This is a genomic window from Malaciobacter sp. (assembly GCF_055140965.1).
The window spans coordinates 39,332-49,701 of record NZ_JBSRRO010000017.1 but is presented as its reverse complement, the minus strand read 5'-3'; the positions used below and the strand labels follow the sequence as shown (position 1 = coordinate 49,701).

The window sequence follows — 10,370 nt, the reverse complement described above, 5'->3', positions numbered from 1 at the left end:
AAATTAAAACTATGAGCTTTATAATCATTTTTAGTATTTGACAAAGGATACTTATTCATTATTTTTTGTTCATAAAATAAAAATAGATCTTCTTTGTATTTTTTATTTAGATATACTTTTGCTTCTTTTAAGATAAAAAACCAATTATTTTGTAGTAGCTGTAAATACCATTTTCTAATATGAATTGGTAAGGTATTATAAGAGACCACAAAAGGTTCAATTCTTCCTTCAACCCTATCTTTTACTAATCTAAAAGATTCAAAAGATGAGTTTACTGAGCTATCCAAAGATACCATCGTTTTATAAACACTGTTTAGTTTTTTTGTAGCTGATTGAAGTAATTCTAAAGCTTGTTCATTTTTATCTAATAATTGATGATAAGGTTTAAAAAACTCTCTTAAGTTTTTAATACTTCTATTATCAATTAATCTTGAATCTTTATTATTATCTAAAGCATTTTTTGCGACTGCTCTTCCAATTTGTCCTGGAGCTACAGTTGCAGCAACAGCTCTTGTAACATTTCCATTAGAACTTGCTTTTAATTTTAGCATTTCAGTAGGAGTGTAGATATCTGTATTATCTTTTAATGCAAGAATTATAGAGTATATAGGAGAATCTGCTGAACTAAAAGTTGACAATTGATTATTAAGTACTGTTATTCTTCCTTTTTTTGGAATACTTAAAGAAGATAATGCTTTTAGCCATTGCTCTTTATACTCTGAATAATATAAACTTAATATCTTTTTATAATTTGCATCAATAAAAGCTTGTGTTAACTCTTCTTTTCTTCCTAATACCCAGTTATTTTCTAAGACCTTTTTAGTTAATGCTTTTCCATCTTTCATCATTAAAGAGTGACCTTCTTTAGTAAACATTCCTGGAATTTTAAAATTGCTTCCTTTGAAAACATTTAAGTTTCCAATTAATGCTTGAGAAAAAGTGAAATCTTTTAAATTTAAAGTCTTTATTTTTATTTTTAAACTTTTATAACTTAATGCATCTAATCCAAATTTCATTAGTCTATTTCTAGCAACTTTTAATAAATCATCATTTAGTTTTTGTGGCTTAAAGCCTGCATTAAGAACATTTTCCCAATGAAAGTTTAAACTATTTTGTAACTTTGGATAGCTTTTATATAATTCATTCCATCTTTTAGACATATATAATCTTAAAAACTTTTTATCTAACTTATCAGTTCTTTTTAGCATTACATAAGCTTTAGTATTATCCCATGATAAATCAAAATCATTTAAATCTCTTTTTATTTGAGTTTGAATATCTAATTCTACTCTTTTTAATAAAAGTTGCTTTAAATCATTTGTATATATTGTTTCAAGTTTATCTCTTCTATCATCTGTTTTATAAAAGATTAAATTCCAAAAATTATTAGCAACTTTTGTTTTATCTAGTTGTTTTATTTCTTGAAGATTATTCAAAACTAATGCAATATCTTTAAAACTATCAGAATTGTAAGTTTTATTTCTTTGTATTTTATATTTTAAGTAACTCTTTTCTAACTTTTTTAAAGTATTGTTATGTGTAATAAAATCATTAACTATAAATACCGTAGAAAAAACTATTAATAAAAAGCTTAAGGTATAAGCTATTATTTGATTACGCTTTAATTTTTTCTTATAATTATCATCCATTTTTAAAATTTCAGATTCAGGAAAAACAATATCTTTTAATATCTTATAAATAAAAAAACCTTTTTTATTAGTATTACTATATTCTAATTGCTCTTCTGATATTAATGCATTTTGATTCTCCATGCAAGATACACTAGTAAAGTATAAACCCCTTAACATTAAAGATTTTCTATATCTTGTTTGAGCAAAACAAATATCAATAAAAAGTGTAGTTTTATCAAAAAGTTGGGAAAGATTATCTGTAAAAAGATAAGTTTTAGAACGATTTTTTTCTTCCCATTCATAATGTAACTTGGTTAAAATAGAACTGCTTAATCTTTTTAATAACTTTTCAAGTTTTGGTTTAATTAATCCTGATTCAATATTTTCATCTTCATTAAGTGTTATACCTAATATTTCATCTTTTTCATCTTCTTTTAAATCATTAAAATATTCGTTAAAACCTGAAATTTGATCACATTTTGTCACAATTAAATATATGGGAATACTTGACATAAAAGCTTTTGAAAGTTCATCAAACCTATCTCTTAAATCTTTTGCGTATTGTTCTAACTCTTTTTCAGAATAGTTTAGTATTTTTTCTACACTTATTGTCAAAATTATTCCATTTATTGGTCTTCTCCATCTTTTTTCAACAAATAACTCTAAGAATTTTTTCCAAACAATAGAATCTTCTTTATTCTCTTTTAGTTGTATATAATTTCCTGGTACATCAATAAAAATTGAGTGTTCTGCAAAATACCATTGAAATTTTTGGCTACTACCCTCTTCTACAACACTTTTGTTTTGATAATCAATATTTAATGGGAAACTCAATCCAGAAGACTCTATAAGAGTAGTTTTCCCCTCTTTTGAATCTCCTAATACTAAATACCAAAGTAGTTCATATTTAGCATTTCTTTTATCTTTATAAAGTGAAGATTTTTTGATAATTTTTATTGCTTCTTTAAATTTAGTTTTTAAATCATTTACTTTTTCATTTATTATTTTTTTAAACTCATCTTCTAACTCTTTTTCTTTTCTTTTTTGCTCAATCACCTCTTTTGTTTCTGGTTTTTTAAATACAATTATAAGTAAAATTGTAATTATTGTAATAGAAAAAATAGATGATGCAATTAAAAGTCTACTTGATAAACTTTTTAAACTATCAAATAAATATGGCCATAAAAAAATAATTAAAAGTGATACTATAAAAGAGATTAGTATAGTCCAAAAATATAAATTCTTAAATATAGTTTTTTTCATTACTTCAAGTCCTTATTATTTATAAAATTTATCTGTTTGATGTCTTCTTGCAATATATTTATAAAGTCATTATTTTGAGAACTTAAACTAATAGATAATGTAGTATATATAATAGTTAATAGTGTAAAAATTATTAAAATTAATAAAGGATAAGAAAGCTTATCAAAAAGTCTAAACTTTTGTTTTGAGGCTTCTTGTTTTGTATAAAAAGTAAGAGGTTCTCTTCCTTGAACTATCATTATTTGCTTAAAAAGACTCTCTTTTAATATATTTAACTCTATTTTACCCTTACTCATTACTCTATATTTACCCTCAAATCCCAATGCTAAACAAACATACATCAATTCAAGAATATGTATATATTTTGCAGGAGTTTTTAAAAATTTATCCAAAAGATGAAAAAAGTTTTCTCCTCCGTATGTTTCATTATGAAATAGACTTAAAAGACTATTATTTGCCCAATCATGTTGCTTACCAAAATGAGTAGAATTTACTATTTCATCAACAAAAGTGCATAATATATATCTTGTAACTAAAATCTCTGTTTCAATAACTTCATATTCATTTGCTTTATCATTGAAATGATTGATTTTATCTACAAAATTTTCTCTTACTTTATTTATTTCTAAATAATCAGTTGAATCATCTAAGCTATAAATATAATTAAAAATAGGAATAGATGCACTAATAAAAGGATTAAAACTGATTTCAAAATCATTTATGTTAAAACTTCTATTCCTTTTAAAATAACTTGCTTTATTTTTTAATTTTGTATATGTTTTTTCTACATCTGTAGCAGTATAGTTTGTTATATAACCGTCATTCTCTTCTGATGTAACTAATATAGTCTTATTACTCATTTTTTACTCTTTAATTGCCCATAATGCATATGAAATATCATCAACTTGCGTAGATAAATGAAATGCAAATCCAGCAGACTTTGCTAACTCTTTTTTATTTTCTTGTGTTAATTCAATTTTAAAATAAAGATGATTTGTTTTGTAAGGTATCTCTTTTGGTGCAGTATTTAATGCTTTTAATTTAAATCCAACCAAATGAAAGTTTACTAGGTTTTTAATAGTTTCAATTGTTCCTATTTTAAGCCCTGTTGTCAAAATTTCTTTTAATTTATCTGTTGGAATATTTGCACTTACTGCAAAAATAAAAGTCGAATCATTTAAAATTTTCTTATCATTTAAAGTAGCTATATATATGCCATACTTCTTTTCTTCTATATTTAATGATATACTATTTTGTTCAAGAACCATACTAAGCATATCTTTCAATTTTTTCAATAGATTTAAAAAACAACTGTATTGCTCATAATGATTGTAATTTATTATTTCAATATCTCTTCTAGTTTTATTCATAAATACAGCTAATTCTGAGCTTAATGATGAAAGTTCTAAAAATAGTTCATCAGGATGAGTTTTTTCTTGAGATAAAAAGTATGATATTCTTGCATATGCTTTATTTAATAGTTGCAACATTAAATAATGACCTAATTCAGTTGATTGCAATGTTGTATCACTTATTTTCTCAGCAAGTTTTTCTGCTCTATAATTTAACATGCTTGATAACTCTTTTATTTTTGACAATAACGATTCGCATGAATTTAAATGTAAAAAAGTAGGTTCAAAGCTTGATTCTAGACTAATACTTTGTGTTGCACTAACATTTCCAATTTTTGCAACTTTAAGTTTTAATAAACCTTGATTAATGTCTTCTTCAAATTGAAGTTTAAAATTATATTTTGCAACCAAAATATCACTTGAGCTATTCTCTCCTGCATTAATATTTGGAATATTTCTAATTAATTTTGATCTATATCTTGTTAAAAGGGTTTCTTGTTCTTCAAAGTGTACTTCATCACTATTTTCAATATATAAAGGTAAAGTTAGATATATAAATTTCCCAACATCTGAAGCTTTTACTTCAATAATTAAATCGTTTTCATTTTGAGAAGATAGTTCAAAAAGTGTACCATCAGGTAAAATTCCACTAGCACTTTTAATTAATAACTTACCCGTATTTAGAAGAGTTTTGTCTATATCTAGATTAAAAAAACCCCAATTATTAGCTCTACTTTCAATAGTTCTAGTTCTTAGCTCATAGCTATAGTGCCTATCATTTTGTTGAAAATGTTGAGGTCTTATAAAAAGTCCCTCTTTCCATACTATTTTATTTTCCATTAATCTACTCTTTCTAACTTAAAATTTTCTACTTTTAACTCTATGTAGTTATATTCATCTTTTTCTAAATTGATAACATATTTCCACTGTTTATTTTTATTTAGTTTTCTAAAGTTTCCAATTACACCTAAAAAATTTGTCTTTTCATCAAAAGAGATTTTATATGTTTGCTCTTGCATAGGAGTTATAACTTGTTTTGTTTGCGAGATTAAATCATCTCCTAGTTTTCTTCCTGATTTTTCTAAAAGACTCCAGTAATCATACTTTATGAATTTTTCTGCTGATTTTAATTCATAAAAAGTAAGCATTAATGGAGATGAAATATCATCTAAATCTTGATTTAAATCTTTTGAAGAATTAACAACTAATTCTAAATGAGTTGGTTTAGTAGAACAACCACTTAAAATAAGTATTGCTAAAGTTAAAATAATTAATTTTAGTTTCATTGTTTTTCCTTATAGTGATGTAAGTTTTATGGTATATAAAATATTTTTATACTCATTTACGAAATCATTCATAATTAACTCTTGTCCATGGTTTGGATTTTCATCGATTTTATTTAACATTTTTGAATAACAATTCCAAAGTTGTGATTTTTTAGGTAATAAACTATTTATTTCGTTATTGCTTTCAAAATAATATTCTAAATTCTTTGGTGAAAATTTTGAAGTAGTGATATTAATTAAATTTTTACTAGTTCTATGTAATGCAACATTATGAGTATCTAATTCTTTAAAAGATTTTGTTACTGCTTCTGATAAGCTAACTTTTTCAGTATCATTTATATCAACTACATTTAAAGCCAATAATCCCATATTTATTGGATTTTTTATTTTCATATTTTCTTGAATATTCAAATCTTTAGTGATTTTTTCTTTTATAAATAAAGAGTTTTTTAAACCCTCTAAGGAGTTTATTACAATATCTGAAATTTCATTTAAGACATTTTCTCTCTCTTTTTTTGATAAACTATCAAATTCAATTCCTAAATTTTTTCCTAATATTTGTAATTCATCTTCTACACTAGCAATCTCTTTATTGAAACTATTTTCTACTTTTTCATCTTTAATATATGTATCAACATCAATATGATCATCTAAAATATCTTTGCTAACTTTATGTTCTTCTTCATAAATAGTTTCAACAATTGTATTTGAAGTTGTATCTTCTTTTAATATATCTAAAACACTAGAAGAGTGATTATCTTCTTCTATTGATAAACTTTTTAAATCTTCATCAATCAAAAAATCATCAGGAATTAACTTATTTTCATTGAATTTTTCTTGTGTATTAGAGTATTCAAGGCTTGTAAATCTTGCTTGAAGTTCATACTCACCTACTATAAAAATATCTAAGTCATTTATTTTCACAGGTTCATTCTTTAATAGTTTTGAAAATGGATTTTTTAAAAAAGTACCATTTGTACTTATATCTTCAATAAAGTATTGTTTATCTTGAAAATGTATTAAAAAATGTTTACTTGAAATAATATTTTTAGAATCAGCTAAACTATTATCAATATCATTTGATCTTCCAACTACTCCACCTATTTTATTAAATTGGAAATTTCTTTTTAATAATTTTTCTTGAGGATGTTTAACTATATCAAGAATTAATTTCATTTTAAATCCTCAATCTCTGGCTTAGCTTGATATAAGGGTTTATAAGTTTCATGAAAACTTGCACATCCTGAAAATAAAACTATAAAAAAAATAAAAATTAATCTTTTTATCATAAACACTCCTTTATTTAATCACTATTTCATTACTCTTTGAATCTAAATTCAAAGAGATATTCTTTATTTTCTTTTTATTTATAGATGAATCCAATAAATATTTAGATAACTTTGGCATTATTTTTGTATTGATTATTAAATCTATATTTCTAGCACCTGTATCAATGCTATTTGATAAACTAACTATATATTTAATAAGTTTTTCATCAATTTCTAAAACTATTTCTTTTTTAAGCAATTGCTTTTTAGTTATTTCAAATTTTTGTTTTGTTATTTTGATTAAAGCCTCTTCATTTAAGTTAAAATATGGAATTACATTCATTCTTCCAAGTAATGCAGGCTTCAAATAATCACTAAGTACAGGTGTAATAAGTGAAGAAAGCTCTTCAAAAGAGATATTATCTTTATTATTTTGACAATAACTTGTTATTTCTTTAGTTGCTAAATTAGAAGTCATAATTATCGTAGTATTTTTAAAGTCAATTACTCTTCCCTCTCCATCATTTACTTCACCTTTGTCAAAAATTTGATAAAAAAGATTTAAAATATCAGGATGTGCTTTTTCTATTTCATCTAACAATATAACTGAATATGGTTTTACTCTAACAGGATCAGTTAATTGACCTCCATCACCATATCCAACATAACCAGGAGGTGAGCCTATAAGTCTGGAAATTGTGTGTTTTTCTTGAAACTCTGTCATATTTATAGTAGTAATAAATTTTTCTCCTCCATACATAAATTGAGCTATTGCTTTTGCTGTTTCTGTTTTACCAACTCCACTAGGTCCAACAAGTAAAAATACTCCTGTGGGAGAGTCTTCTTTTTTCAATCCAGAAACTGAAATTTGTAAAAATCGATTTAAATATGATATTGCTTCTTCTTGGCCTATTACTTTATCCTTGATTCTATTTTCAAGTTCAACAACTGTTCTTACTTGTTCTTCAACCATATTTCCCAATGGAATTCCTGTCCATGAAGATATAACTTTTGCTACTTGTTCTTTATTAACAGTATTAAAAATATACATATTCTTTTTTTGTAAATTTTTAAGTTGGGTTTTTAGTTTACTTTTCTCTTTTTTATCTTTACATTTTATAATTTTATCTAAGACTTCTTTTTGCTCTTCCCAGCTTCTTCTAATCTCTTTTTCTTCATTTTCATATGTTTTAAGTTCATCTTTTAAAATTTTAATTTTATCTTTGTTATTTTTTATTTTATTTATGTCATCTCTTTGTAAGAACTCAATTTCTCTTTGTTTTTCTAATATCTTTGTAGTAATTTTTTGTAGTTCAAAAGGTATATTTGATTGACTAATCTTTACATTTGCACAAGCAGTATCTAAAACATCAATTGCTTTATCAGGAAGTTGTCTACTAGTTATATATCTAGCAGATAAAGATGAAGCACTTTTTATTGCATCATCTTCAATATAAACATCATGAGCTTCTTCATATTTTTTAGCAATTCCTCTTAAGATTGTTGTAGCTTCACTAACTGTTGGTTCTAAGAGATTTATTTTTTGAAATCTTCTTGATAAAGCAGGATCTTTTTCAAAATATTTTCTATATTCTAGCCATGTAGTTGCAGCAATAGTTTTTAACTCTCCTCTTGCTAGTGCAGGTTTTAATAAGTTTGCAGCATCAGAACTACCTTCATTTCCCCCTGCTCCAATTAAAGTATGAGCTTCATCAATAAATAAAATCACAAACTCACTACTTGCTTTTAATTTATTAATTACTTCTTGTAATCTTCTCTCAAACTCTCCTTTTACACTTGCTCCAGCTTGTAAAGCACCAACATCTAAAGATAATATTTTTGCTTCTTTTAATTGAATTGGAACTTCATTATTAACAATTTTTAAAGCTAAACCTTCAACTACTGCAGTTTTTCCAACACCTGCCTCACCAACTAAGATAGGATTGTTTTTTCTTCTTCTTAATAAAATATCAATTGCTTGTTTTATTTCATCATCTCTACACAAAACAGGATCAATTTTATTATCTTTTGCTAATTGTGTTAAATCTGTAGTATATTTCTCTATCTCACTTTTAGTATTTGAGTTTTCATTAGAACTCTTATTTTCAATTGCTTGTTCATTTAATCCCTCGATTAACTCTTTTAACTCTTTTATATCAATTTTTTCAAATATTTTAAAATATTTTGTATTTGAGTATTTAATACTATTTTCAAATAAAGATAAAATCATTGAAGATTGTGTTATTTCATTTTGATTTAAAATTAATTTTGCATAAGAATAAGAATCTTCAAGCCAATTAACTAAAATAGTTGAAAAAATAGGACTGTTTGATTCACTTATACTTATTTTTACTTCTTTTTGAATTACTTTTATTAACTCATTTTTATCAATTTTATACTGATTTAACATCAAAGAAAATATGCTATTTTCATCTTCTAAAAAAACATACAAAATATCTTCTATTAAAATTTCACTTCCGCCTCTTACAATACATCTTTGTGCTGAGTTTTCAAGATGCTTTTTTGTTTTTCTATCTAAATTATTTATTAAATTTTTTAATTCTAATTTCATTATAATCCTTTTTGTGCTATTACTATTTTTTCATCATAAAATGTTTGACCAATCCAACTATTTATTCCCAAAAATTGCTTGGTATTAATATCAAGAGAAAGAGACTCTTTTTCTTCTTTTTTTACTTCAAAACAGACTTCATGTTTAAGTGGTTCATTTAAAGAAAATGCAATTAAATCTTTTAATTCTTTCATTTTAAACCCTAAAATACTGTATTGGATTAATTGTTTTGTAGTTACATTTTTTAAAAGAATTTGAAACTTTGCATTTTTACTTTTTATAGATTCTCCTATTAAAAAACTGCTATTTAAACTACAGTTTTCATTACCTAAAGAACATCTTTGAAAAGAAGGAATATTATAATTATCTTCAATGCATTGAATTATTTCTAATTCATTATGATTTAAGTAGTGTCTTAAGATTGATTTTAAAGTTCCTGCTGATTTATGTTTCATAAATAATATTCCAATATATGGAATAAGTTTTCTTAAGTTTAAAGAACTATTATTTTGTAATCTATTTGAATATAAGCCTAAAAATGAAAATATATATTTTGAAAATTTATCTTTTAAATCATTTTGATATTGTATATAATATCTATGTTTTTGCCATATAGGATAGATAAATCTTTGTAGATGATGATTAAATAGATTTAAAAAATCATGTAATATATAGTTACTATCGATACTATATAAAACCATTTCACTATAATGAGATGGTAAAGGAGAAGAACTACCAAATATACCCAAAAAGTTTAAAGTGATTTCAGCTTTCGTATTATTTTCTTCTTCAAAAAAAATCACTTTTGATACTTCTGATTTTTGAAAAGATAAGCTTGGATTTGAACTAAACTTAATAAGCTCATAGACTTCTATACTACTTTTATTTATATGAAAATCTTTTAAATATCCACATACAACTCTTATGATTTGTGGTAATGAATATTTAGAAATACTATCATTTAAACTACTATTTATTTCTTCTATTGTCATACTAAA

At 24.2% G+C, this 10,370-nt stretch carries 7 protein-coding genes; all 7 read right to left on the bottom strand.

Annotated elements, in window-relative coordinates; all coding sequences use genetic code 11:
* Positions 1 to 2,894: type VI secretion system membrane subunit TssM (gene tssM, locus ACTCCZ_RS06745; protein ID WP_463187216.1), on the bottom strand; the 2,894-nt coding region annotated here is incomplete at its 3' end.
* On the bottom strand, positions 2,894 to 3,754 hold the full coding sequence (gene icmH, locus ACTCCZ_RS06740; protein ID WP_079579875.1) for a type IVB secretion system protein IcmH/DotU: 861 nt from the start codon (positions 3,752 to 3,754) through the stop codon (positions 2,894 to 2,896). The genes tssM and icmH, both read right to left, overlap by 1 nt.
* Before the next feature lie 3 nt (positions 3,755 to 3,757).
* Positions 3,758 to 5,086, bottom strand: coding sequence for a type VI secretion system baseplate subunit TssK (tssK, locus tag ACTCCZ_RS06735; protein WP_079579874.1), 1,329 nt, complete (start codon positions 5,084 to 5,086; stop codon positions 3,758 to 3,760).
* Positions 5,086 to 5,532: a type VI secretion system lipoprotein TssJ gene (tssJ, locus tag ACTCCZ_RS06730; RefSeq protein ID WP_079579873.1), complete on the bottom strand. Its 447-nt coding sequence runs from the start codon at positions 5,530 to 5,532 to the stop codon at positions 5,086 to 5,088. Before tssJ ends, tssK begins: the two co-directional genes overlap by 1 nt.
* 9 nt (positions 5,533 to 5,541) lie before the next feature.
* Complete coding sequence (locus ACTCCZ_RS06725) at positions 5,542 to 6,708, bottom strand: type VI secretion system-associated FHA domain protein (RefSeq protein WP_079579872.1); 1,167 nt, start codon at positions 6,706 to 6,708, stop codon at positions 5,542 to 5,544.
* A 123-nt stretch (positions 6,709 to 6,831) separates the two neighbouring features.
* Complete coding sequence (gene tssH, locus ACTCCZ_RS06720) at positions 6,832 to 9,372, bottom strand: type VI secretion system ATPase TssH (protein WP_104412200.1); 2,541 nt, start codon at positions 9,370 to 9,372, stop codon at positions 6,832 to 6,834.
* Positions 9,372 to 10,364: a type VI secretion system baseplate subunit TssG gene (gene tssG / locus ACTCCZ_RS06715; protein WP_079579870.1), complete on the bottom strand. Its 993-nt coding sequence runs from the start codon at positions 10,362 to 10,364 to the stop codon at positions 9,372 to 9,374. The genes tssH and tssG overlap by 1 nt, the downstream gene beginning before the upstream one ends.
* Positions 10,365 to 10,370 lie beyond the last annotated feature (6 nt).

What these genes read in the sequence shown, in the direction of transcription:
- tssK (WP_079579874.1), bottom strand. Translation starts at nt 5,086, where the DNA reads ATGGAAAATAAAATAGTATGGAAAGAGGGACTTTTTATAAGACCTCAA.
- tssJ (WP_079579873.1), bottom strand. Translation starts at nt 5,532, where the DNA reads ATGAAACTAAAATTAATTATTTTAACTTTAGCAATACTTATTTTAAGT.
- ACTCCZ_RS06725 (WP_079579872.1), bottom strand. Translation starts at nt 6,708, where the DNA reads ATGAAATTAATTCTTGATATAGTTAAACATCCTCAAGAAAAATTATTA.
- icmH (WP_079579875.1), bottom strand. Translation starts at nt 3,754, where the DNA reads ATGAGTAATAAGACTATATTAGTTACATCAGAAGAGAATGACGGTTAT.
- tssG (WP_079579870.1), bottom strand. Translation starts at nt 10,364, where the DNA reads ATGACAATAGAAGAAATAAATAGTAGTTTAAATGATAGTATTTCTAAA.
- tssH (WP_104412200.1), bottom strand. Translation starts at nt 9,372, where the DNA reads ATGAAATTAGAATTAAAAAATTTAATAAATAATTTAGATAGAAAAACA.